This window comes from Pseudomonas sp. MD330_10 (genome assembly GCF_042610415.1).
In the GTDB taxonomy this organism is placed as follows: Bacteria; Pseudomonadota; Gammaproteobacteria; order Pseudomonadales; family Pseudomonadaceae; genus Aquipseudomonas; species Aquipseudomonas rhodesiae.
The window spans coordinates 26,158-48,672 of record NZ_JBHGZU010000010.1; the positions used below are offsets into that span (position 1 = coordinate 26,158).

The window sequence follows — 22,515 nt, forward strand, 5'->3', positions numbered from 1 at the left end:
GCCAGAGCGCGTTCCTGCAAACGATCCGCACCGCCTTCGGCCAGAGCACGTTCCTGCAAACGATCCGCACCGCCTTCGGCCAGAGCGCGTTCCTGCAAGCGATCCGCACCGCCTTCGGCCAGAGCGCGTTCCTGCAAACGATCCGCACCGCCTTCAGCCAGGCCACGTTCCTGTAAACGGTCGGCGCCACCTTCGGCGACACGGTTTTCCATCAGGCGATCCGCGCCGCCTTCGGCCAACACGGGGTGAGCGAATGCGTTGGCAGCGAGTACCGAGAAAGCAAGGCTAAGCAAGAGTTGGCGTTTCATGAGAGTGTGCTCCGAGTCATTAAGTTGGGGTGTTGCTGTGTATGGGTTGGATGTTACGCGTTGCTTTTTTTAAGAGAACTTCATTGGGCTGATGGTGACTATCGACGCCAGCGATGGCCCGGTTTCCCGGGCCACCGCGCGGTCGGTCATGGCATCTGCGGCAGTTCCTGAGGTCGCAGGTCGAACACCAACACCTCGGCGTCCTCGCCCTGGCTCAGGCGAATCTGGCGCTCATCCCGCACCCGGGCGCCGTCGCCTTCTTCCAGGCGCTGGCCGTTGACCTCAACGCTGCCGCGAGCCACATGGATGTACACATGCCGCGCCGGTGGCAGGTCCAACGTCGCGGTTTCTTCGGCGTTGAACAGCCCGGCGTAGACCCGTGCGTCCTGGCGCACGCTGAGGGAACCGTCGGCGCCGTCCGGCGAGATGATCAACTGCAAGCGTCCGCGTTTTTGCGCTTCGCTGAAGTGCTCTTGCTGATAGCGCGGCTCTGCGCCGGCCACCGAGGGCACGATCCAGATCTGCAGGAAGTGCACGCCTCGGGTCTGGCTGTGGTTGAACTCGCTGTGGGCCACGCCGCTGCCGGCGCTCATCAGTTGCACATCGCCGGGGCGGATCACCGAGCCGGTGCCCAAGGTGTCCTTGTGCTCCAGGGCGCCTTCGAGCACATAGGAGAAAATCTCCATATCGCGGTGCGGGTGCTGGCCGAAGCCTTTGCCGGCGGCGACGCGGTCATCGTTGATCACCAGCAGGTCGGAAAAACCCTGCTCGGCGGGGTTCCAGTAGTTGGCGAACGAGAAGGTGTGGAACGACTTCAACCAACCATGATTGGCGGCGCCGCGTTCGGATGCTTTGCGTAGGGTCAGCATGGTCTTTGTCCTCAAGTGAGCGCGGTCTGCGACATGCAGTGCGCTGGCGTTGAGGAGAAGGTTACTGGTTGTCTTTTAATTCATTAAGAAGATGAAAACTGAATAACTGTCCACTTGCGGTTGACAGTTGCGAGCGTGCAATAATGAGCGCCGCCTTCTTCTCTATGGACCCTCCGCACAATGAAAACCGTGGCCATGGCGCTGTTCCCGGACTTCCTCCTGCTCGACATGGCCGGGCCGCTCGAAGTGTTCTCCATTGCCAATCGCTACCTGCCCCCTGCGCAGCATTATCGAATCCTCATCCTGGGCACCGAGTCTGGCCCGTTGCGCGCCTCCAATGGGGTGATGGTGCAGGCCGACCTGTTGCTGGAGCAGGCCCTGGACGCTTATGACCTGTTGCTGGTGCCCGGCGGCCCTGGCGCCTACAACGAGTGCCACCCGGCGTTGCTGCCGTGGCTCAGGGCGGCGGTGCCACGGGCGCGGCGCTTCGGTTCGATCTGCACCGGCGCCTTTGTGCTGGGGTACGCCGGGCTGCTGGACGGTCATCGCGTCACCACTCACTGGCACTACACCGAGCGACTGATCAAGGCGTTCCCCAAGGCTATCGTGGAGACCGATCGCATCTACTTGCAGGACGGGCGCCTGATCACTTCCGGCGGGGTCACCGCGGGCATCGACCTGGCGTTGTCGGTGGTGGCTCAGGACCACGGCAAACAGGTGGCGGTGGAAGTGGCCAAGGTGCTGCTGGTGGTGATGAAGCGTCAGGGCGGCCAGGCTCAGTTCAGCCCGATGACCTCGGCCGTGGCGCCCCAGGAAACCCCGATCACCCGAGTGCAGAACCATGTTCTGGCCAATCTTGAACAGTCCTTCACCGTCGAATCCATGGCCGCTCTGGTTGATATGAGCGCGCGCCGCTTTGCGCGGTTGTTCGCCAAGGATGTGCAGATGACGCCCATGGCCTTTCTGCAAGGTGCGCGCATCGACCGCGCGCGGCACTTATTGGAAACCACCGAGCTGCCGCTCAAGACCGTGGCGTTCCACGCCGGTTTCGGCAGCGTGCGGCATATGCGCTTTCTCTTCAGTGAAAAACTCGGCCTGACCCCGACCCAATACCGACAACAGTTCAGTTAACGACACCATGTCCGTCTAGCGCACCGGATTGTCCGTATCGCTCCCTGTGCCAGCATTGTCCTGTCATTGCCAACTGGCAAGATAACGCCAAGCCCATGGAAAAGGATGCGCGAACGCCCAAGAACGGGTGTTTCAGCGCGATGACGAGACATGAACAACCCTCAGTCGATGGACGCTGATGGCACACTGCGCTTTGGTGCTTATGTCTTTCACCGCCAGCAACGCCTGGTCAGCAAGGCGGGTTGGCCGGTGCCGCTTGGCGGGCGCGCGCTGGACATCCTCGCGTTGCTGCTCGAAGCGCCGGGACAATTCATCGACAAGGCGACCTTGATCGAGCGCGTCTGGCCGTGCAGCGTGGTGGAAGAGAATAACCTGCGTGTGCACATCGCCGCGTTGCGCCGGGCGTTCGATGGGCAACGCTACATCCTCAATGATCCTCATCGCGGCTATTGCTTCGCGGCACCGGTGCACGGCGCACTGCCTTCGGTGGCGACGCCGTGCCATAACCTGGTTGCTCGGCTGACGCCGGTGATAGGCCGTGACGAAGTATTAGGCGTGCTGGTGCGGCGCCTGTCCGGCCAACGCCTGATGACCCTCACGGGTTGCGCCGGGGTGGGTAAGAGCACCCTGGCATTGGCCCTGGCCGAGCGGGTCTTGCCGCGCTATCGCGACGGCGTATGGTGGGTCGACCTGGCCACGGTGCAGACGCCGAAGGCGATGCTGGAGCAGGTGGCCGCGGTGCTGCAGCTGCAAGCCGGGAGCAGCGCCCATGAGCTGGGACGGCACTTGGCGTCGCGCCAGTTGCTGTTGGTGCTCGACGGCGTTGACCTGCTATTGGTCGCGTGCCGGCAGTGGCTGCGCGTATTGCGTGAACTTGCGCCCCGGGTCAGCGTGCTGATCAGCAGCCGTGAACCGCTGCACCTTCCCGGCGAATGGGTGCTGCGCGTACCGCGCCTGGCGGTGCCCGCACCGGCGGCACTGGCCAGTGTCGAACAGGCGTTGGCCTGCCCGGCGGTGCAGCTGTTCGTGGCGCGCGCGCGGGCCGGGCAGCAAGGCTTTGAGTTGCGTCTTCAGGATCTGGCGCCGCTGCGCGATATCGTGCGGCGCCTCGACGGCATTCCCCTGGCACTGGAGCTGGCGGCGGCGCAGGTCGACGCGCTGGGCATGCGTGGCGTGCAGGCGCAGCTGTGCAAGGGCTTACAGGTCTTGACTCGGGGGCGCCGCACGGCGGTTGAGCGGCATCAGTCCCTCGCGGCAGCCCTGGATTGGACCTACCAGCGCCTGAGCCTGCCGGAGCGCTGGTTGTTCCTGCAATTGGGGCTGTTCAAGCACGCGGTGAACTTGCCGACGTTGAGCGCGTTGGTGGCCGGCACCGAACTGGAGCATGCCGACCTGGCGTACCTGCTGACACGCTTGGTGAATGTCTCGCTGCTCAGCGTGGAGCCTGGTCCCGGATTGCCGCGTTACCGCCTGCTCAATTGCCTGCGCAACTATGCCCTGATGCAGTTGCGCGACCCACGGCAAGTGCAACGTTTGCAGCAGGGCTATGGGCATTACCTGGGGCTGGGTTCAGGCCGGCCGTTTGTCCTGCAACTGGTCGAGCAGGCGGCGAGCGTCGACTAGATCCGGCGTGGCGAACCCTTCGCTAAACCGTTCGTACACGCCTTTGAGCAGGTCGCGGGCGGCATCCGCGCGGCCCAGGCTTTGCCACAACCGTGCCATCGATGCGGCGCTGCGCAGTTCCCAGGCCAGGGCGCCTTGGGTGTTGGCCAGGTCGAGGGCTTCGCGCAGCAGGGGCTCGGCAGCCAACATATCGCCCTGGCCCAACATCTGCTCGGCGGTTACCCGCAATAGTTCCGGCGCGCACCAACCGGCGGCCCCCGTGCGTGCACGCGCGGCGTTCTGTGCATCGACCGGGCAGGCGCCGAGCGTGACCAGAATGTCTTCGATCAGCCCCAGACCTTGCAGGTCGCTGCGTTCCATGATGCCGGCGTAATGCCCGGCCCAGGTCTGGAACAAGTGCACCCCATGTTTATGCGACTGTTCCAGCAATAGCGCTTGCAGGCGCTGCGCTGCCGTCTGGTCGCCGTTGTAGCGTGCGATCACCACGCCGGCCAGGGCCAGGGTGTAGCAGATCGAGGTGCCGTGGTTGACCTGCACGGCCAGTTCCAATGCCTGGCTGGCGGTGCGCCAGGCGCGCTCGGGGTAACCCTGCAGCCATAGGATGCGCGCCAGGACGGTCAATGAAGCAACATTCTGGTCGTACTGTATGCCGATGCCGTGGGCGAACCGGTTCAAGTGGCCGCTGTGGGCCATGCGCTGGATCAGCTGTTCGGCATTCTGGCGGGCCAGGACCTGGTCGCCAGTGAAATGCTGGGCCAGCACCTGCAGGCGCTGATTGCTCAAGCCCAGCAACGGATCGGTGCGCGGATCGAGGCGATCGAACTGCACGCTCTGCGCCCGCGCCTGGTCATAGCGCCCGCCACAGAGGTCGACCGCCATTTGCCCGGAGATCGCGCGCAACTGGCCGCCCAGGTCCTGGCTCTGCTCGGCCAGGCGCGCGGCTTCGGCGAATGCCGTGCCGCTCTGGGCCGCGCCGCCGACTGCGTGATAAACCAGGCTGCCCAAGGCCAGTTGCAGCTGCATCGCCAGGCGCGGGCAGGGCGCTTGGGCCTTGTCCATCAGGGCCAGGGCCTTGCCCACGTACAAAGCGTGTTCGCGCAGCAGCGACAGTTCCTGCCACAGCGGCATGGCGCTGACCGTCAACTTGATCGCCAGCGCCGACGCACCGCCCGTTCCGAGGCCCCAGTCCAGCGCCGCGCGGATGTCTTCGCGCAGCGGGGCGTAGCGGTCGATCCACGGCTGGGTCGCGAGTAGCGACCAATCGGCCTGTGCCTGTTCCATCAGCGCCAGGCAACGCGCCGCGTGACGTTCGCGGGTGGCGTCCAGCTCGCCGGCGAGGCTGAGTTTTTCCAGGGCGTAGGTGCGGGTGATGTCCAGCAGGCGATACACCATATCGTCATCGCTGGGTTCTACGTTCAGCAGGGATTTGCCCACCAGTTGGCTGATCGAGCCGGGTACCTCGGCCGGGGCGAGCGCTGCGCCGGCAATCACCGCCGTCGCGCTGGCCAGGCTGAAGCCGCCGCGAAACACCGCTAGACGGCGCAGGCAGATTTGCTCGCCGGCACTGAGCAGGTTGAAGCTCCAGTCCAGGGTTGCGCGCAGGGTGTGATGACGGGGCAGGTCACTGCGCTGGCCACGGTTGAGCAGGCGCACGTTATCGTTGATTTGCGCCAGCAATCCCGACAGGCCGAAACGCTCGATCTGCGCCGCCGCCAGTTCAATGGCCAGGGGAATCCCATCGAGGCGCTGGCAGATATCGATGGCCAGGGGCAGCTCGGTGTCGCTAAGTTCAAAGCTGTCCTGATGGGCCATGGCCCGCTCGATCAACAGTTGCAAGGCCGGGTAACCCAGGGCCTGGGCACGATTGCCGGAGGCGGGTGGGCAGGCCAGCGGCTCCAGGCGTTGCACCGACTCGCCCTCGGCGCGCAACGCTTCGCGGCTGGTGGCCAAGATGTGCAGGTGGGGCGCGTGGCGCAGCAAGGTTTCGCTGATCAGTGCGATGTCGTCCAGCAGGTGTTCGCAGTTGTCGATCACCAGCAGCAACTGGCGCTCCTGCAAGCTGCGCGCGAAAGCCACCAGCGGCCCTTGTTCGGCCGGCGCCAGGTCGAGCAGGGCGGCGAGGTTGGGCAGGATCATCGATGGCGTGCTCAGCGGCGCCAGGTCCAGCAGGTGAATGCCGTCGCGGTAGTGGCCGATCAGCAATTCCGCCACCCGCAGGGCGACGGTGGTTTTACCGATGCCGCCGGCGCCGGTCAGGGTGATAAAGCGTTGCGTGGGCAGTTGTTGCACCAGGCGGTCGATCAAGGCCTGGCGTCCGATCATGCGAGTGCGGCGCAGGGGCAGGTTGTGGCACGGGCGTTGAGGCGCACCGTCGCTGGGTAGGCTCATCGGTTCGATGCTCAATGGCGCAACAAAACTGTAGCCGCGCTGGGCCACGGTGACGATATAGCGCTGCCCGGCCTGGCCATCGCCCAACGCTTTACGCAACGCCGCCATATGCACCCGCAGGTTGCCGTCCTCCACCACGCTTGTCGGCCACACCCGCGCGATCAGCTCCTGCTTGCTCACCACGTTGCCGGCCTGCTCCAGCAGGATCAGCAGGATATCCACCGCGCGCCGCCCCAGGCGTAGCGGCCGACCGGCCTCCAGCACCAGGCGTTGGCGCGGGTGGATACGGTAGGGGCCGAACTGCACGGCCTGATCGCGGAGGTCGTTCATGGGTGGCCATGCTCTGGGAACGGTAGGCGGCCAGCATAGGCCAGGCGTGTCTGGATCACTAGGCGGCGATCACATGGGGCTTGTGACGCAGTTGGTGATTTCGCCAGGTCATTGGGTTGACCCCTTCACTGCGGGTAAACATGTGGCAGAAGTGCGCCTGGTCGCAGAACCCGCACTCCAGGCTGATCTGCGTGAGGCTCAGGGAGGACGTGGTGATCAGCTCCTTGGCACGCTGGATGCGCTGTTGGCGGATCCATTCCTGGGGCGATAGCCCGGTGCTGCACTTGAAAGCGCGAGAAAAATGGCTGCGCGACAGGGCGCAGGCCTGGGCCAGCTCGGCGATGGTCAGGCTTTCGCCGAGGTTGGCCAGGATCAGTTGTTTGGCGATGCGTTCGCGCCGAGGGCACAGGCCGCCAGTGGCGGGCAAGCGAGGCGCACAGTACTCAAGTCGGGCCATGACAGGTATCCGCAGTCGATGGGAGCGTTCCCGGTGAATGGATGCAGTGTAGACGGCTGCATTCTTGGCGCCGGTGCCTGTTCCTGACGAGTTAATCGTTGTTAATTTTGCCAGGTTAGGCGGTTTTTCCTGGCGAAAAAGACAGCACAGGCGTGCAATCCCGATGCCGCTGCTACGTGCTTAGCTGGCGGCCTGATAACCGTCTGGATAGCGCCATGAACCGCAACGACCTGCGCCGCGTCGACATGAACCTGCTGGTGATTTTCGAAGCCTTGATGTTCGAAAAGAACCTGACCCGAGTCGCTGAAAAACTGTTTATGGGCCAACCGGCGGTAAGCGCAGCGCTGGGGCGTTTGCGCGATCTGTTCGACGACCCGTTGCTGCTGCGCAACGGCCGGGGCATGGAGCCCACGCCACGGGCAGTGGCGATACTCAAGGAGCTGCAACCGGCCATGGACACCATTTCCGGCGCGGTTAGCCGCGCCAAGGATTTCGACCCATCCACCAGCTGCGCGGTGTTCCGCATCGGTTTGTCCGATGACGCCGAGTTCGGCCTGTTTCCGCCGTTGCTTAGCCAACTGCGCGAAGAAGCGCCGGGGATCATCGTGGTGGTCCGCCGGGCCAATTACCTGTTGATGTCGTCGCTGCTGGCCAGTGGCGAGATTTCCGTAGGCGTGAGCTACACCACCGAATTGCCGGCGAACGCCAAGCGCAAGAAGCTGCGGGATATTCCGTGCAAAGTGCTGCGCGGCGATGACGGCGTGGCGCCGCTGAGCCTGGATGATTACTGCCAGCGCCCCCATGCAATGGTGTCGTTTTCCGGGGACTTGAGCGGCAATATCGACCTGGACCTGGCGCGCATCGGCCGCGCCCGGCGGGTGGTACTGGCGGTGCCGCAATTCAGCGGGTTGCGGGCGTTGCTGGCGGGCACGCAGATCATCGCCACCGTGCCGGACTACGCGGCATGCGCTCTGACCGAGGGCACCACCCTGCGCGCCGAGGACCCGCCGTTTGCGATTGATGCGGCAGAGTTGTCGATGGTCTGGAGCGGGGTGCACGACAATGACCCGGCGGAGCGCTGGTTACGGGCGCGGATTGCCGAGCATATGGCACCGAGGGTTTGAGTCTGGCTCAATGCCACGTGATGTCTTGTATGGGCGGGCTTGCCCCGCGTCAGGCCTGCGCCGTTACCTCGCGGCGTGGGTCGCCATCGCCTTGGCACGCGGCGCCACGCGCATGCACTTGGCCAACGCCTGGTGCACATCCGCCAGCAGGTCGGCCACATCCTCCAACCCGACCGACAACCGCACCAGACCTTCGCTGATACCGTGCTGCGCGCGTTCCTGCGGGGTGTAGGTGGAATGGGTCATGCTCGCCGGGTGTTGGGCCAGCGATTCGGCATCCCCCAGGCTGACCGCGCGGGTAAACAATTGCAGGGCGTTCATAAAGCGCCGGCCGCTGTCGATGCCGCCTTTTAGCTCGAAGGCCAGCATGCCGCCGGCCTGACCCATCTGTCGTTTTGCCAATGCGTACTGTGGGAAAGACGGCAGGCCGGGGTAGGTAACGTGCTCGACGGCGGGATGGGCCTGCAAGGCTTCGGCCACGGCTTGGGCATTACTGCAATGGCGGTCCATGCGCAGGCCCAGCGTTTTGAGACCGCGCATCAGCAAGGCCGCGTCCTGTGGCGACATCACTGCGCCGGTCAAGTCCTTGAGGCCTTGCAGGCGAATGCGCTGGGCCAGGGCCTGGTTGCTCACGGCAATGCCGGCGGTGATATCGCCGTGGCCGCTGAGGTACTTGGTGGCCGAATGCACCACCACGTCGGCACCGAGATCGAGGGGGCGTTGCAGGTAGGGAGTGCAGTAGGTGTTGTCGACCACCACGGTCACATTCGGCTGCTGGTGGGCGAGGGCGGCCACGGCGGCGATGTCCACCAGTTGCAGGGTGGGGTTGGCCGGGGTTTCGCAGTAGATCATGCGCGTGGCAGGGCTGAGCGCGGCCTCCAGCGCAGCCAGGTCGGTCAGGTCGACGTGGCGCACCTTGATGCCGAATTCACCGATGCCGTGGTGCAGCAGGGCGAAGGTGCAGCCGTAAAGGGTCTGGCTGACGATCACCTCATCGCCGGGCCGCAACAGCGTCCAGAACGTCGCGGCGATTGCGCCCATGCCGGAACTGAACGCCACCGCCGCCTCGCCGTTCTCCAGGCTGGCCATGCGCGATTCCAGCAGCGCGAGGGTGGGGTTGGAAATGCGCGTATAGAAATGCCCGTTGGCCTCACCGGCAAAACAGGCAGCGCCGTATTCGGCCGTGGGAAAGGCAAAGGTGGCGGACAAATAGATCGGCGGCACCAGGGCGCCGTGATGGTCTTTGGGGTCATAGCCGTGATGGATGGCGCGTGTGGAAAAGCCGAATGTCTTGTGTTTATTGTGCATGTCGGGCGCTCCTTGTTTCCTACAATGCTATGCTCGAAATCGCGGCCGAACTTTGCCAAGTTTGCTGCCAAATCCCGTATCAGGGGATGAAAAGCCAATAAAAATAACGTTTAGAGGCACGCTATGCCCACTCACCTCGATCGTACCGATAAAGCCTTGTTAAACGCCCTGCAAAGCAATGCCCGTCTCACGGTGGCCGAACTGGCCGAGCGTGTGTCGCTAACCACCTCGCCATGCTGGCGCCGGGTACGAAACCTGGAGGAAAGCGGGGTAATCAGCGGTTACCAGGCGATCCTGTCGCCCAAGGCGCTGGGGTATGGGGTGACGGCATTTGTCAGCATCATGATGGAGAGTCACACCCAGGAGATTGCCCGCGCTTTTGAACAGCGGCTGCTGGATATTCCGGAAATCGTGGCCTGCCATAACGTGTCGGGGCGCTATGACTTCTTGCTGGAGGTGGTGGCCAAGGATCTGGAGTCGTTCGGCGAATTTGCCCGCGAGGTGCTACAGACGTTGCCGTGCGTCAAAGAGATCTATTCGAGCTTCTCCTACAAGTCGGTGCGACCGCTGCGGACTATTCCCTTACCTGCTTGATCGACTTATCGCTGGTTCAACACAACCCCGACTGACGGCTATTGTCAGAAATTTCCCACAGGGGTACAAATGTACTCCATGACGACCCTGACCCCCCGCCGTACCGCCATCCTGACCTTTATCCGCGACCGCATCGCGCAGCAAGGCCAGCCCCCCAGCCTCGCCGAGATCGCCGAGGCGTTCGGTTTTGCCTCGCGCAGCGTGGCGCGCAAGCATGTGCTGGCGCTGACCGAAGCCGGTTTTATCGAGGTCAACCCCAACCAAGCCCGTGGTATTCGCCTGCTCAATCAGCCGGCGCGACCCGAATGGCTGGATGTGCCTGTGCTTGGCCGTGTGGCCGCCGGTCTGCCGATTGGCGCCGATGCCGAAGTGCACAGCCGCCTGCAACTGGACCCGGCTACCTTCGCGAAAACACCGGATTACCTGCTACGGGTGCAGGGCGACTCGATGATCGAAGACGGCATCCTTGACGGCGACCTGGTGGGCGTGCGGCGCAGTGCCGAGGCTTTGAATGGGCAGATCGTGGTGGCGCGCCTGGACGGCGAAGTCACCATCAAACGTTTTGAACGCAACGCCGACACGGTGCGTCTGCTGCCCCGCAACCCCGCGTACCAACCCATTGTGGTGGGCCCCGACCAGGACCTGGCCATCGAAGGGGTGTTCTGCGGCCTGGTGAGGCAAGGCTGATGGGCGCCGTGGTTGCCCTGGACGCGCTGTTCAATGGTGGCCGCGTCTGGAAGGGCCGGCCCGCCGCGCCACCGGCCAGCCTGCATCCCACCGGGCTGGCGGCGCTGGATGCGGTGCTGCCCAGCGGCGGTTGGCCGGCCTCGGCCTTGAGTGAAATCCTGATGGCCAAGGACGGCGTGGGCGAATTGCAACTGGTGCTGCCGACCCTGGCGCGCTTATCGGCGGCGGGGGAGCGCATCGTGCTGGTGGCGCCGCCCTATACGCCGTACCCCCATGCCTGGCAGAACGCCGGGGTGGACGTGCGTCAGCTCTCATTGGTGCAGGCCGAGGAGCGCGACGTGCTGTGGGCTGTGGAACAGTGCCTGCGTTCCGGCAGTTGCGGCGCCGTGTTGTGCTGGCCGCACAAGGCCGATGACCGTGCCTTGCGCCGCTTGCAGGTGGCGGCCGAAACCGGCCAGACCCTGGCTTTTGCCTGGCGTGCCCTGAGTGAAGCAATCAACCCATCGCCTGCCGCGTTGCGCCTGGCCGTCGAGGCCAGGCCCGCCCAGGTGCGCGTGCTCAAGTGTCGCGGCGGGCTGGCCCATCCGGCGCCGATTGCGTTGGCCGGGCACTGAGCTTGCCATGCGCTGGGTGTGTATTGTCTTCCCGCAATTGGCGCTGGACGGGGTGCAGCGCCTGCATCCCGAGCCGGATGCGCCCTTGGCGCTGCTTGCCGGTACGCCGCAGCGGCGCGTCCTGCAAACCGTCAATGCCGCCGCGCGTGCGTTGGGCTTACGGCCTGGCCAGTCCCTGACGGCGGCACATGCGCTGGTCAAGACCTTTGCCAGCGCCGAATACGACCCCGTGCAGATTGAGCGTTGGCAGCAATTCCTGGCGGCCTGGGCCTACCGTTTCAGTTCTCAGGTCAGCGTGTATTACCCCCGCGCCTTGTTGTTTGAAATCGAATCGAGCCTGGGGCTGTTCGGGCCCTGGCCGCTGTTCGAAGCGCGCCTGCGCAAGGAGTTGACCGAACTGGGCTTTCGCCACCGCATCGTCGCCGCGCCCAACCCGGCGGCGGCGCGGGTGTTGGCCAATCTCTATGATGGTCTGGCCGTGGCCGATGACTCCGCTTTACAGCAGGCCCTGGCCCCGTTGCCCATCGACCGCGCCGGCCTGGAGCCGCAGGCGGCTACCGCGTTATCGCGCATGGGCCTGCGTACCCTGGCCCACGTGCAGGCCCTGCCTCGGCACACCCTGGCGCGGCGGTTTGACGCCGGTCTGCTCCAGCACCTGGATGCCTTGAGCGGCCAGCGCCCGTTGGCTCTGGACTTCTACCAGCCACCCGACCGGTTTGACGTGCGCATCGAACTGAACTTCGACGTGCATTCCCATCAGGCGCTGCTATTCCCTTTGCGCCGTTTGACCGCCGATCTGTCCGCATTCCTCTGCGGTCGCGACAGTGGCGTGCAGCGTTTCGATCTGCATCTGGAACATGCCCAGGCTGCCGACAGCGTGATCAAAGTCGGCCTGCTCAGTGCCGAGCGCGAACCGGGCATGCTGTTCGAACTGGCGCGCGGGCGCCTGGAGCAGGTGCAAGTCAGCGCCCCGGTGCGCAGCCTTCGCCTGCTGGCCGAAGACCTGCCGGTGTTTGTGCCGCAGCGTCAGGACCTGTTCGACGAGCGCCCGCAACAAACCCTGCCCTGGGAGCAATTGCGCGAACGCCTGCGCGCACGCCTGGGGGATGACGCTGTGCAGGGCCTGCGCTTTCATGCCGATCATCGCCCGGAGTGTGCCTGGCAAGCGGCAGCGGACCCGCGTGCCTGCCAAGGCTTGAACAAGGTGCAGCGCCCCGGCTGGCTGCTGCCGCAACCGAGCCCATTGGCCGAGCAGGGCGTGCATATCCTGATGGGCCCGGAGCGTATCGAATCCGGCTGGTGGGACGGCGCCGATATCCGTCGCGATTATTACTTGGTGCAGACCCGCACCGGCCAACGCGGCTGGGCTTTCCGCAACGTGGGGCAGAGCGATGGCTTGTGGCTGCAAGGCTGGTTTGCATGAGCTACGCCGAGCTGCATTGCCTGTCCAACTTCAGTTTTCAGCGCGGTGCATCCAGTGCCCTGGAGTTGTTCGAAAGGGCCAAGGCCCAAGGCTACAGCGCCCTGGCAATTACCGATGAGTGCAGCCTGGCGGGCATCGTGCGCGCCTGGCAGGCGGCCAAGGCGGTGGAACTGCCGCTGATCATCGGCAGCGAAGTGCGCCTGGAAAACGGCCCGAAAGTGGTGCTGCTGGTGCAAGACCTCAGCGGCTACCAGCACCTGTGCCGGTTGATCACCGTGGCCCGCCGCCGCGCCGAAAAGGGCCGTTATCGCCTGCTGCAAGACGATTTCGATCAACCGATGCCCGGCCTGCTGGCGTTGTGGGTGGCGGCTGACGATGACACCCAGGCGTCGATCCAATGGCTGCGCGAGACCTTCGCCGAACGCCTGTGGTTGGCGGTGCATCTGCATTGCGGGCAGGACGATGCACGCCACTTGCAGCAACGCCTGAACCTGGCCGCCAGTCTGCAAATACCAGCGGTGGCTTGTGGCGATGTGCATATGCACGTACGTGGGCGCCGCGCTTTGCAAGACACCATGACTGCCATCCGTCATCACGTCAGCGTGGCTGAGGCCGGCACGCGCCTGCACCCCAACGGCGAGCGGCACTTGCGCAGCCTTGACGCCCTCGGCGCGCTGTACCCGCAAGCGCTGCTCGACGAAAGCCTGGCCATCGCGCGTCGTTGCACCTTCGACCTCGGCCAGTTGCGCTATCACTACCCGCGTGAATTGGTGCCCGAGGGGCATACCGCTAAAACCTGGCTGCGCGCCGTCACCGAAGAAGGCATGGCGCGGCGCTGGCCCCACGGCGTCGAGGCCAAGACGTCAATGCAGATCGACCACGAATTGGGGCTGATCAGCGATCTGGGCTACGAAAGCTATTTCCTCACGGTGCATGACATTGTGCGCTTCGCCCGCAGCCGTTCGATCCTGTGCCAGGGCCGTGGCTCGGCGGCCAATTCGGCGGTGTGCTTTGCCCTGGGCATCACCGAGATCGACCCGAGCCTGACAAACCTGTTGTTCGAGCGGTTTTTATCCAAGGAGCGCAACGAGCCGCCGGATATCGACGTGGACTTCGAACACGAACGCCGCGAAGAAGTGCTGCAATACGTATTCCAGCGCTACGGCCGCCACCGCGCGGCGCTGACCGCGGTGGTCAGCACTTATCACGCTGCCGGCGCGGTGCGTGACGTGGCCAAGGCCTTGGGGTTGCCGCCGGATCAGATCAACGCCCTGGCCGATTGCTGCGGGCGCTGGAGTGACGACGCACCGCCCCTGGAGCGCCTGCGCGAAGCAGGCTTCGACCCGCATACGCCGATCCTGCATCGGGTGCTGACCTTGACCCAGCAGCTGATCGGCTTCCCTCGGCATCTGTCCCAGCACCCCGGTGGGTTCGTGATTTCCGAGTACCCGCTGGACACCCTGGTGCCGGTGGAAAACGCCGCCATGGCCGAGCGTACGATTATCCAGTGGGACAAGGACGACCTTGACGCGGTGGGCCTGCTCAAAGTGGATATCCTTGCCTTGGGCATGCTCAGTGCGATCCGCCGTTGCTTCGATTTGCTGCGCCAGCATCGCGGTCGCGACCTGTCGCTGGCCAGCATTCCCAAGGACGACCCGGCCACCTACGCCATGATCAGCAAGGCCGACACCATTGGCGTGTTCCAGATCGAGTCGCGGGCACAGATGGCCATGCTGCCAAGGCTCAGGCCCAAGGTCTTTTATGACCTGGTAATCGAGGTCGCCATTGTGCGGCCCGGGCCGATCCAGGGCGGCATGGTGCATCCGTACCTGCGGCGGCGTAACCATGAAGAACCGACGACTTACCCGTCGCCCGAACTGAAAACCGTGTTGCAACGCACCCTGGGCATCCCGCTGTTCCAGGAGCAAGTGATGCAGATCGCTATGGTGGCCGCCGACTACAGCCCCGGCGAGGCCGACCAGTTGCGCCGTTCCATGGCCGCCTGGAAACGCCACGGCGGCCTTGAGCCCCATCGCGAGCGGTTGCGCGATGGCATGCTGAAAAACGGCTACACCGAGGCATTCGCCGCGCAGATCTTCGAGCAGATCAAGGGGTTTGGCAGCTACGGTTTCCCCGAGTCCCATGCGGCCAGTTTTGCCTTGCTGACCTACGCCAGTTGCTGGCTCAAGTGCCATGAACCGGCGGCGTTCGCGTGCGCGCTGATTAATAGTTGGCCCATGGGGTTCTACAGCCCGGACCAGATCCTGCAGGACGCGCGGCGCCATCGCTTGCAGATCCGCCCGGTGGATGTGCAGGCCAGCGACTGGGATTGCAGCCTGGAACCCATCGATGGCGCGCAACCGGCGATTCGCATGGGCTTGCGCCTGATCTCGGGGTTTCGTGAAGAGGATGCGCGGCGCATCGAAGCGGCGCGCCGGCAGCAAATATTCAGCGACATCGCCGACCTGGACCGTCGCGCCGCGCTGGACTCACGAGCCCAGGCCCTGCTCGCCGATGCCGGCGCCTTGCGTGCCCTGGCCGGCAATCGCCACCGCGCACGCTGGGAGGTGGCAGGCGTGCACAAGCAACTGGGATTGTTTGCCGGCCTGCCCAGCCCCGACGAAGACGCGGTGGTCTTACCGGCGCCCACGGTCAGCGAAGACCTGCACGCCGACTATGCCACCCTGGGCACCACCCTCGGCCCGCATCCACTGGCGCTGCTGCGCGCCGAGTTGCGTCAACGACGCTGCCGCAGCTCCCGCGAGCTGATGGCGGTGGAGCATGGGCGCAATGTCAGCGTTGCCGGGCTGGTTACCGGGCGACAACGGCCCGGCACCGCCAGCGGGGTGACCTTCGTGACCCTGGAAGATGAGTTCGGCAACCTGAACGTGGTGGTCTGGCGTGACCTTGCCGAACGTCAGCGCCTGGCTCTGGTCGGCTCGCGTCTGCTTAAAGTCGATGGCCGCTGGGAAGCGGTAGGCGAGGTGCGGCACCTGATCGCCGGGCGGCTGACCGATCTGTCCACCTTGCTCGATGGCATGGATGTGCGCAGCCGGGATTTTCGTTGAGCCCAGTAGCATATGCGGCGAATTGCCCCTAACGTATGCAAATGAAACGATCCGCCCCCGGTGCGCTCCAACTGTTGCGACCGTCCTTTCTCTGCGCAGAGCCGAACGATGCAATTTTTATCCAACCCACACGGCTGTGAAGGTTGGGCCGGTGAAATGGCCCAGCGTATTCGCGCATTCGACTGGTCAACCACTGACCTTGGACCGATCGATCGATGGTCCACCAGCCTGGCCTGCACCGTGCAAATGATGCTGGCGTCTCCCGTGCCGATGGTGATGCTGTGGGGGCGAGCGGGCTACATGATTTACAACGACAGTTACTCGGCTTTTGCCGGTGGACGTCACCCTTATCTATTGGGCACGCCGGTGGAGCTGGGTTGGCCGGAAGTGGCGGATTTCAATCGGCATGTGGTGGACACCTGCCTGGCTGGCGGCACCTTATCGTTCAACAATAAAGACCTGGTGCTGTTGCGCAACGGCCTGCCGGAGACCGTGTGGCTCGATCTGTACTACAGCCCCGTCGCCGGCGATGACCAGCAACCGGCCGGGGTGTTGGCGATTGTGGTGGAGACCACCGAACTAGTGAAGTCCGAGCAGGTGCGCCAAGAACTCACGCACAACCTGGAACAGCGGGTGGCCGCCGAAGTGCAGGCGCGTTCCGCCGCCGAGGACCAGTTGCGCCAGTCGCAAAAACTGGAAGCCATTGGCGGCCTCACCGGCGGCGTGGCCCACGACTTCAACAACCTGCTGCAAGTGATCTCCGGCAACCTGCATTTGCTGGCGCGGCATGAGCCGCACAATGAGCATGTGCAACGCCGGGTCAGCGCTGCGATTGCCGCCGTGGACCGTGGCGCCAAGCTGTCGGCCCAATTGCTGGCGTTTGCCCGGCGCCAGCCGCTGTCGCCAGCGGTGTACAACCCGCTGCGTATTTACGAAACCCTGGGTGAACTGCTGCAACGCGCCTTGGGCGAAACCATTCATATCGACGTGCAATTGCCCCGCGACCCCTGGTGCATCCACGTCGACCGTCACCAGTTGGAAAACGCCTTGCTCAACCTGGCGATCAATGCCCGGGACGCCATGAAAGGCGAGGGTGTGATTCGCATCAGCGGCGAAAACATCATCCTCAACCCCGACGATTGCGTGGGCAAAAGCGTCAACCCTGGCGAATACGTGCGTCTGTCCGTGGCCGATACCGGGGTGGGCATGTCGCCGGCCATCCAGTCCAAAGTGTTCGAACCCTTCTTCACCACCAAGCGTGATGGCCACGGCACGGGCCTGGGCCTGAGTATGGTGTTCGGCTTTGTGCGTCAGAGTGGCGGCCATGTGGATGTGTGCAGCGAAGAGGGCAAGGGCACCGTGGTGAAGCTGTATTTTCCGCGCAGCCTGGGCGAGGAGTGCCTGGAGGTGCCGGCCGAGCCGGTGGTCTCTGAGTGTGGCCGGGAAACCATCCTGGTGGTGGAAGACAACGAGGGCGTGCGCCTGACCGTGGTGGAGGTGCTCGAACAATCGGGCTACACCGTGCTCACCGCCGAAGATGGCGACCAGGCCATGCGCCAGCTGCAAGCGGGCCTGCAACCGGAGCTGATTTTCACCGATGTGGTGATGCCGGGCCGGGTCAAAAGCACCGACCTGGCCGAGTGGGCGCGGGTGCAAATTCCGCCGGTGCCGGTACTGTTCACCTCCGGCCACACCCGCGACATCCTCTCCAACAACCATCTGCTGACCCCCGACATTCATCTGCTGAGTAAGCCCTACAGCCCCGAAGCCTTGACGCAACGGGTGCGCAGCGTGCTCACCGCTCGATAAGGTTGACCATGACCTCACAACGCAACCTCCCGCCGCTCACGGCCCAGGCCGCTGGCTTTGTGCGCGTGCGCGGCGCTCGCGAACACAACTTGCGCAACGTTGATGTGGACATCCCGCGCGATGCCCTGGTGGTGTTCACCGGCGTGTCCGGCTCGGGCAAATCGTCCCTGGCGTTTTCTACGGTGTATGCCGAGGCTCAGCGTCGCTATTTCGAATCGGTGGCGCCGTATGCGCGGCGCTTGATCGATCAGGTGGGCGTGCCGGATGTGGACAGCATCGAAGGCCTGCCGCCGGCGGTGGCCCTGCAACAGCAGCGCGGCACGCCGAGCGCACGCTCATCGGTGGGCAGTGTGACCACCCTGTCGAGCCTGATTCGCATGCTGTATTCCCGCGCCGGTCAATACCCGGCGGGGCAGGCCATGCTGTATGCCGAGGATTTCTCGCCGAACCTGCCCCAGGGCGCGTGCCCGCAATGCCATGGGCTGGGCCGCGTGTATGAGGTAACGGAGGCGCTGATGGTGCCCGATCCGTCCCTGAGCATCCGCCAGCGCGCGGTGGCGTCCTGGCCGTTGGCGTGGCAGGGCCAGAACCTGCGCGACATCCTGGTGACGCTGGGCTATGACGTGGATATTCCGTGGCGCGACCTGCCGAAAAAACAGCGCGATTGGATTCTCTTCACCGAAGAAACCCCAACGGTGCCGGTGTATGCCGGTTTCACCCCGGAGCAGACCCGCGAGGCGCTCAAGCGCAAGTTGGAACCCAGTTACCAAGGCACGTTCAGCGGTGCGCGGCGCTATATCCTGCACACCTTCAGCCACACTCAGAGCGCGCTGATGAAAAAGCGCGTCTCGCAGTTTATGCAGGGCAGCCCTTGCCCGCTGTGCGAGGGCAAACGCCTGACCCGAGCGGCGTTGTCGGTGAAATTTGCCGGGGTGGACATCGGCGAGTTGTCCCAGCTGTCGTTGACGCAGCTGGCCGAGTTGCTGCGACCGGTGGCGGCGGGCGAAGACCGCATGAAACTGTCGGTGGAAAAGCGTCTGGCGGCGCAGCGTATCGCTGAGGATCTGCTGGAACGCGTTAATACACTGATCGAACTGGGTTTGGGCTACCTGTCCCTGGAACGCAGCACGCCGACTTTGTCGTCCGGCGAATTGCAGCGTTTGCGCCTGGCCACTCAGTTGGGCTCGCAATTGTTTGGCGTGATTTATGTGCTGGACGAACCATCGGCTGGCCTGCATCCGGCCGATGGCGAAGCCTTGTTTACCGCGCTGGAGCGGTTGAAGGCGGCGGGCAATTCGTTGTTTGTAGTCGAGCACGACCTGGAAACCATGCGCCGCGCCGATTGGCTGATCGATGTCGGCCCGGCTGCCGGCGAGCAGGGCGGGCAAGTGCTGTACAGCGGGCCGCCCGCCGGCCTGGCCGAGGTGCAGGCGTCGCAGACCCGCGAGTACCTGTTCGCCGCACCGCGTCCGGCCACTGCCGCGCGTCGTGAGCCTAGCGCCTGGCTGACGCTGGAGGGCGTAACGCGCAATAACCTTAAAGATTTGCAGGTGGATTTTCCGCTGGGCTGCTTTACCGCCGTCACCGGGGTTTCCGGTTCAGGCAAGTCCAGCCTGGTCAGCCAGGCACTGCTCGAACTGGTGGGCAGTGGCCTTGGGCGCATGGTGGAAAGCGACGAGGAACCAAGCCTGGAAGATGACGCGCCGCAAGCAAGCGGCGGACGTATCGGCGCTGGGCTGGAACATATCCGGCGTTTGGTGCAGGTGGATCAGAAACCCATCGGCCGCACGCCGCGTTCCAATCTGGCAACCTACACCGGCCTGTTCGACAACGTGCGCAAACTGTTTGCCGCCACGCCAGCGGCGAAGAAGCGCGGCTACGATGCCGGGCAATTCTCGTTCAACGTCGCCAAGGGCCGCTGCCCCAACTGCGAGGGCGAAGGCTTTGTCAGCGTCGAGTTGCTGTTTATGCCCAGCGTCTACGCACCGTGCCCAACCTGCCATGGCGCGCGCTACAACCCCGAAACCCTGGCGGTGAAGTGGCAAGGCATGAGCATCGCCCAGGTGCTGGGGCTGACGGTGAACCAGGCGGTGGAGGTGTTTGCCGAACAGCCGGGCGTGCTGCGTTCGCTGGAGGTGTTGCGGGATATCGGCCTGGGTTACCTGCGCCTGGGCCAACCGGCGACGGAGCTGTCCGGCGGCGAAGCGCAGCGCATCAAATTGGCCACCGAGCTGCAACGCAATGCCCGTGGCGCCACCTTGTATGTGTTGGATGAACCCACTACTGGCCTGCACCCACGGGACGTCGACCGCTTGCTCAGCCAGCTCAATCAACTGGTGGACGCGGGGCACACGGTGGTTGTGGTGGAACATGAAATGCGCGTGGTGGCCCAGAGCGACTGGGTGATCGATATCGGCCCGGGAGCCGGTGATCTGGGCGGCAACGTGGTGGCCTGCGGCACGCCGCAGAAGGTGGCCAAAAGCAAAAAGAGCCGGACTGCGCCGTTCCTTGCCAAGGCGATGATCTAATAAGTGATGGGGGCCAAAGGTAGGAGGGGGCAAGCCCCCTCCCACAGGTTTTGATCAGTGCTGGTTAAGGTCGATCTGAGCCTTGGCCTGTTTCACCACATGCTCAACCGTGAACCCGAACTTCTCCTGCAATTTGGCCAATGGAGCCGAGGCGCCGAAGCTGTTCATCACCACTTTGGCGCCAGTCTGGCCGACGTAACGGTCCCAACCCAGAGGGCCGGCCTGTTCGATCACCACGCGCGCCTTCACGGCAGGCGGCAATACGCTGTCGCGGTAGGCCTGATCCTGGTCTTCAAACAGCTCCCAGCTGGGCATCGACACCACCTGCGCGGCAATCCCTTCAGCCTTGAGCTGTTCATAGGCGGCCACGGCCAGGCTGACCTCGCTGCCGGTGGCTATCAGGATCACCTCAGGCTGGTCAGCCGCCGCCAGCACATAGGCGCCCTTGGCCGCACCACAGGCCGCGGCATAGCGGGTGCGGTCAAGCGTCGGCAACGGTTGGCGCGACAACACCAGGCAGCTGGGCCGGTGGGTCTGTGCCAGGGCGACCCGCCATAATTCCAGGGTTTCATTGGCGTCGCCCGGGCGCAGGGTCAACAGCCCTGGGGTGGCGCGCAGCTGGGTGAGGTGTTCGATAGGTTGGTGTGTCGGCCCGTCTTCACCCACGCCGATCGAGTCATGGGTAAACACGAACACCACCGGCAGCTCCATGATTGCCGCCAGGCGGATCGGCGGCTTCATGTAGTCGCTGAACACCAGAAAGGTGGAGGTGTAGGGCCGCAGGTAAGACAACGCCAGACCGTTGGCGATCGCGCCCATGGCGTGCTCGCGGATGCCGAAATGCAGGTTGCGCCCGCTGTAGTCGTCGGCGCTGAAACGCCCGGCGCCGTCGAACGTGAGGTTGGTCTTGGTCGACGGCGACAGGTCCGCCGAACCGCCAAGCAGCCAGGGGATTTGTCGGGCGAAGGCATTCAGTACTTCGCCACCGGAAGCGCGGCTGGCGACGCCCTTGGCGTCCGCTTCAAAGGTTGGCAATTCGTCTTGCCAGTGCGCAGGCATCTCGCCGGCGCGCATGCGCCGCAGTTCGTCGGCACGGTGTGGGTCCAGGCTGGCCAGGGTCTGATTCCATTGTTGGAACAACGGTTCGGCCCGCTCATACAGCGCATCGCGCAATGCCGTGCGTGCGGCATCGGGCACCAGGAACTGGGCATCCTCGGGCCAGCCATAGGCGGCCTTGGTCAGGCGGATTTCTTCATCGCCCAAGGGTTCGCCATGGGCAGCGGCGGTGTTGTGCTTATGGGGCGAGCCATAGCCGATCACGCTGTCGACCACGATCAGGGTGGGCGCTCCGGTATTGGCCTGAAACGCTTGCAGCGCCTGGCTCAAGGCGCCCAGATCGTTGGCGTCGGTGACATGCAGCGTGTGCCAGCCATAGGCCTGGAAGCGCTTGATCACGTCCTCGCTGAACGCCAGCTCAGTATGGCCTTCGATGCTGATGGTGTTGTTGTCGTAGATCCAGCACAGGTTATCCAGCTTCAGGTGGCCGGCCATGGATGCGGCCTCGCTGCTGATGCCTTCCATCATGTCGCCGTCGCCGCACAGGGTGTAGACGTTGTAATCGAACAGCACCTGGCCGTCGCGGTTGAAACGCTCAGCCAGCCAACGCTCGGCCATGGCCATGCCGACGCTATTGGCGCACCCCTGGCCCAGCGGGCCGGTCGTGGTCTCGACACCGGTGGTCATGCGGTATTCCGGGTGCCCCGGCGTCTTCGAGTCGGCTTGGCGGAACTGCTTGATATCGTCCAGGCTGATCGCCGGCTGGCCGGTGCGCTGACCGTGGGCATCAACCTCCACCACGCCGGCCAAGTGCAGTAGCGAATACAACAGCATCGAGGCATGCCCCACCGACAACACAAAGCGATCTCGGTTAGGCCAATCAGGCTGCTCCGGGTGGTAGCGCAAAAATCGGCTCCACAGCGTATACCCCACCGGCGCCAGGCCCATGGGCGTGCCGGGATGGCCGGAATTGGCCTTCTGCACGGCATCCATCGCCAGGGTACGCAGGGTGTTGATGCATTGAGTGTCGACAGCAGTGGCTGGATGAGTCATGAACCGGTCTCCCTCGGGTTGCGATCTGCAGTGGAGGGCAGGGCGTCGTAAAAGGTTTGATCTCATCTCACCTGCCGCGACGAACGGGGCAAGATTCACCCAGGACATGACAAAGCCCGTGAGAATGGTCTAGCTTCAAGGTCGT

16 protein-coding genes are annotated in these 22,515 nt (G+C 64.3%); 10 read left to right on the forward strand and 6 right to left on the reverse strand.

From position 1 onward, the window contains the following. The coding region (locus ACFZPT_RS16965; protein WP_379555525.1) for a hypothetical protein at positions 1-308 on the reverse strand (308 nt) is incomplete at its 3' end. 146 nt (positions 309-454) lie between these two features. After that, entirely contained in the window at positions 455-1,177 is a 723-nt protein-coding gene (locus tag ACFZPT_RS16970) for a pirin family protein (RefSeq protein WP_034114006.1), read from the reverse strand. A 180-nt stretch (positions 1,178-1,357) separates the two neighbouring features. Between ACFZPT_RS16970 and ACFZPT_RS16975 the strand changes: the two genes are divergently transcribed. Continuing rightward, complete coding sequence (locus tag ACFZPT_RS16975) at positions 1,358-2,308, forward strand: GlxA family transcriptional regulator (RefSeq protein ID WP_379555526.1); 951 nt, start codon at positions 1,358-1,360, stop codon at positions 2,306-2,308. A 150-nt stretch (positions 2,309-2,458) separates the two neighbouring features. Beyond that, positions 2,459-3,931, forward strand: coding sequence for a winged helix-turn-helix domain-containing protein (locus ACFZPT_RS16980; protein WP_034114002.1), 1,473 nt, complete (start codon positions 2,459-2,461; stop codon positions 3,929-3,931). Here the strand turns inward: ACFZPT_RS16980 and ACFZPT_RS16985 are convergent. Further along, positions 3,878-6,649: a winged helix-turn-helix domain-containing protein gene (locus ACFZPT_RS16985; RefSeq protein WP_034114000.1), complete on the reverse strand. Its 2,772-nt coding sequence runs from the start codon at positions 6,647-6,649 to the stop codon at positions 3,878-3,880. The two genes, ACFZPT_RS16980 and ACFZPT_RS16985, sit on opposite strands and share 54 nt — an antisense overlap. Before the next feature lie 58 nt (positions 6,650-6,707). Continuing rightward, a complete protein-coding gene (locus ACFZPT_RS16990; RefSeq protein WP_034098366.1) occupies positions 6,708-7,106 on the reverse strand; it encodes a helix-turn-helix domain-containing protein in 399 nt (132 codons plus the stop codon). Positions 7,107-7,321: 215 nt separating this feature from the next. Here ACFZPT_RS16990 and ACFZPT_RS16995 point away from each other — a divergent pair, with 215 nt between their 5' ends. Beyond that, positions 7,322-8,230: a LysR family transcriptional regulator gene (locus ACFZPT_RS16995; RefSeq protein WP_034113998.1), complete on the forward strand. Its 909-nt coding sequence runs from the start codon at positions 7,322-7,324 to the stop codon at positions 8,228-8,230. A gap of 63 nt (positions 8,231-8,293) precedes the next feature. On the opposite strand, the gene ACFZPT_RS17000 is transcribed toward ACFZPT_RS16995, so the two are convergent. Beyond that, positions 8,294-9,538 carry a methionine gamma-lyase gene (locus ACFZPT_RS17000; RefSeq protein ID WP_034113995.1) on the reverse strand — a complete coding sequence of 415 codons (1,245 nt, stop codon included), beginning with the start codon at positions 9,536-9,538 and terminating at the stop codon, positions 8,294-8,296. Positions 9,539-9,661: 123 nt separating this feature from the next. On the opposite strand from ACFZPT_RS17000, the gene ACFZPT_RS17005 reads away from it, so the two are divergent. From ACFZPT_RS17005 to uvrA, 7 genes are all read left to right on the forward strand, one after another. Then, complete coding sequence (locus ACFZPT_RS17005) at positions 9,662-10,132, forward strand: Lrp/AsnC family transcriptional regulator (protein WP_034098361.1); 471 nt, start codon at positions 9,662-9,664, stop codon at positions 10,130-10,132. A gap of 69 nt (positions 10,133-10,201) precedes the next feature. Further along, the gene (gene lexA, locus ACFZPT_RS17010; RefSeq protein WP_034098359.1) at positions 10,202-10,819 is read left to right on the forward strand and encodes a transcriptional repressor LexA; all 618 of its coding nucleotides are present in this window, start codon (positions 10,202-10,204) and stop codon (positions 10,817-10,819) included. After that, on the forward strand, positions 10,819-11,433 hold the full coding sequence (imuA, locus tag ACFZPT_RS17015) for a translesion DNA synthesis-associated protein ImuA (RefSeq protein WP_034113993.1): 615 nt from the start codon (positions 10,819-10,821) through the stop codon (positions 11,431-11,433). The genes lexA and imuA overlap by 1 nt, the downstream gene beginning before the upstream one ends. A gap of 7 nt (positions 11,434-11,440) precedes the next feature. Next, complete coding sequence (locus tag ACFZPT_RS17020; protein WP_034098355.1) at positions 11,441-12,856, forward strand: DNA polymerase Y family protein; 1,416 nt, start codon at positions 11,441-11,443, stop codon at positions 12,854-12,856. Continuing rightward, positions 12,853-15,924, forward strand: coding sequence for an error-prone DNA polymerase (locus ACFZPT_RS17025; RefSeq protein ID WP_034113991.1), 3,072 nt, complete (start codon positions 12,853-12,855; stop codon positions 15,922-15,924). Before ACFZPT_RS17020 ends, ACFZPT_RS17025 begins: the two co-directional genes overlap by 4 nt. Before the next feature lie 108 nt (positions 15,925-16,032). Then, positions 16,033-17,733: an ATP-binding protein gene (locus ACFZPT_RS17030; protein WP_034113989.1), complete on the forward strand. Its 1,701-nt coding sequence runs from the start codon at positions 16,033-16,035 to the stop codon at positions 17,731-17,733. 8 nt (positions 17,734-17,741) lie between these two features. After that, on the forward strand, positions 17,742-20,261 hold the full coding sequence (gene uvrA / locus ACFZPT_RS17035; protein ID WP_034113986.1) for an excinuclease ABC subunit UvrA: 2,520 nt from the start codon (positions 17,742-17,744) through the stop codon (positions 20,259-20,261). A gap of 54 nt (positions 20,262-20,315) precedes the next feature. Here the strand turns inward: uvrA and tkt are convergent, their stop codons facing one another. Continuing rightward, positions 20,316-22,370 (reverse strand): transketolase, encoded by a 2,055-nt coding sequence (gene tkt / locus ACFZPT_RS17040; RefSeq protein WP_034113984.1) that lies wholly within the window; start codon positions 22,368-22,370, stop codon positions 20,316-20,318. Positions 22,371-22,515: the final 145 nt, after the last annotated feature.

Bases quoted from the DNA above. Each gene is read 5' to 3' on its own strand.
- ACFZPT_RS16970 (WP_034114006.1), bottom strand. From the start codon at position 1,177: ATGCTGACCCTACGCAAAGCATCCGAACGCGGCGCCGCCAATCATGGT.
- ACFZPT_RS16975 (WP_379555526.1), top strand. From the start codon at position 1,358: ATGAAAACCGTGGCCATGGCGCTGTTCCCGGACTTCCTCCTGCTCGAC.
- ACFZPT_RS16980 (WP_034114002.1), top strand. From the start codon at position 2,459: ATGAACAACCCTCAGTCGATGGACGCTGATGGCACACTGCGCTTTGGT.
- ACFZPT_RS16985 (WP_034114000.1), bottom strand. From the start codon at position 6,649: ATGAACGACCTCCGCGATCAGGCCGTGCAGTTCGGCCCCTACCGTATC.
- ACFZPT_RS16990 (WP_034098366.1), bottom strand. From the start codon at position 7,106: ATGGCCCGACTTGAGTACTGTGCGCCTCGCTTGCCCGCCACTGGCGGC.
- ACFZPT_RS16995 (WP_034113998.1), top strand. From the start codon at position 7,322: ATGAACCGCAACGACCTGCGCCGCGTCGACATGAACCTGCTGGTGATT.
- ACFZPT_RS17000 (WP_034113995.1), bottom strand. From the start codon at position 9,538: ATGCACAATAAACACAAGACATTCGGCTTTTCCACACGCGCCATCCAT.
- ACFZPT_RS17005 (WP_034098361.1), top strand. From the start codon at position 9,662: ATGCCCACTCACCTCGATCGTACCGATAAAGCCTTGTTAAACGCCCTG.
- lexA (WP_034098359.1), top strand. From the start codon at position 10,202: ATGTACTCCATGACGACCCTGACCCCCCGCCGTACCGCCATCCTGACC.
- imuA (WP_034113993.1), top strand. From the start codon at position 10,819: ATGGGCGCCGTGGTTGCCCTGGACGCGCTGTTCAATGGTGGCCGCGTC.
- ACFZPT_RS17020 (WP_034098355.1), top strand. From the start codon at position 11,441: ATGCGCTGGGTGTGTATTGTCTTCCCGCAATTGGCGCTGGACGGGGTG.
- ACFZPT_RS17025 (WP_034113991.1), top strand. From the start codon at position 12,853: ATGAGCTACGCCGAGCTGCATTGCCTGTCCAACTTCAGTTTTCAGCGC.
- ACFZPT_RS17030 (WP_034113989.1), top strand. From the start codon at position 16,033: ATGCAATTTTTATCCAACCCACACGGCTGTGAAGGTTGGGCCGGTGAA.
- uvrA (WP_034113986.1), top strand. From the start codon at position 17,742: ATGACCTCACAACGCAACCTCCCGCCGCTCACGGCCCAGGCCGCTGGC.
- tkt (WP_034113984.1), bottom strand. From the start codon at position 22,370: ATGACTCATCCAGCCACTGCTGTCGACACTCAATGCATCAACACCCTG.